Source organism: Streptomyces sp. NRRL S-495 (assembly GCF_000966955.1).
Classification (GTDB): Bacteria; Actinomycetota; Actinomycetes; order Streptomycetales; family Streptomycetaceae; genus Kitasatospora; species Kitasatospora purpeofusca.
Genome location: NZ_JZWY01000597.1, coordinates 1 through 1,153 on the forward strand (window position 1 = coordinate 1; position 1,153 = coordinate 1,153).

The 1,153-nt window shown below is 72.4% G+C and carries 2 protein-coding genes; one reads left to right on the forward strand and one right to left on the reverse strand.

The window, feature by feature from the left end:
* On the forward strand, positions 1-249 hold a 249-nt coding region (locus VR45_RS28360), incomplete at its 5' end, for a PPC domain-containing protein (RefSeq protein WP_045942703.1).
* A gap of 156 nt (positions 250-405) precedes the next feature.
* Here VR45_RS28360 and VR45_RS28365 read toward each other — a convergent pair.
* Positions 406-1,153, reverse strand: a 748-nt coding sequence (locus VR45_RS28365) for a class I SAM-dependent methyltransferase (protein WP_045942704.1), incomplete at its 5' end; no start/stop codon positions are given.

The following is a 1,153-nucleotide window of genomic DNA, read 5'->3' on the forward strand; positions in this document are numbered from 1 at the left end:
GCCCACTTCTACCTCTACGTGCCGGCCGGCACGCAGAACATCACCGTCAGCACCAGTGGCGGCACCGGCAACGCCGACCTCTACTACGACTGGGGCAACTGGGCGACCAAGAACAGCTACGTCACCCGCTCGGCCAAGGCCGGCAACACCGAGACCCTGACCATCACCAACCCCCCGACCGGCTACGTCTACTTCAGCCTCCTCGCGGAGGAGGGCTTCAACGGAGTGACCGTCACTTCCCGCTACTGACCCTCGGCCCCCTGATGCCGGCCCCGTGACCCGGGCCGCGCAGGTCCACCCTTTCCCCGGCAGGCGGCCGGGGAACGGGCCCCTGGGACACACCGGCCGCCCGACCCCCTCCCCGGGGCCGGGCGGCCGGTGCCGTGTGCGCTGGGGCGCGGGTCGTCAGGCGCGGGCGGTGAGGATCGCGACCCGCACGTGTTCGGTGAACGTGTCCTGGTCGGCGGGCAGGCACTGCCGGATGTACTCCGCGAACGCGGGGCGGTCCTCGGGCGCGGGCAGCCGGTCGGCCGGGACGGCGGAGCAGACGCCGCCGACGATCTGCTCCAGGGTGAGTTCGTCGGTGTACTCGACGACGATCTCCCGGACCTCGGCGAGGCCGGCCGCGCGCAAGGCCTGCCGGTACTGGTCGCGGTCCTGGGCCAGGGTGCCGCACGACGGCGCCAGGACGGTGCCGAAGTACCGTTCCAGACCGGCCCGGAGAGCCGGTGACCAGCTGTTCTCCTGGAGCCAGAGCGGGGTGCCGTTGGCCGCGACGGCGATTCCGCCGCCGGGCCGCAGGAGTGGGACGAGCGCGTCGAACAGCTCGTCGTGCCGCATCCAGTGGATCGCATTGCCGATCACGGTCATCGCCAATGAGTTCAGGCCGAGCAGGGCCCGGAGGGCGGGGACGTCGCGGTCGCCGCCGAGTATCCACGTCGCGTTGCCGATGCCCCGTTCGGCCGCCGCGTCGCCCGCGAGGCGGAGCATGTCGGGTTCCGGATCCATGCCGATGACGGACCGGACCCGGTCGGCCAGGGGCAGGGCGAGCTGGCCGGTGCCGCAGCCGAGGTCCAGGACCACGTCGTCCGAACCGAGGCCGAAGGCATCCTGCAGCGCGTCGACGGCCTGTGGTGGGTAGCCGCGGCGGTAC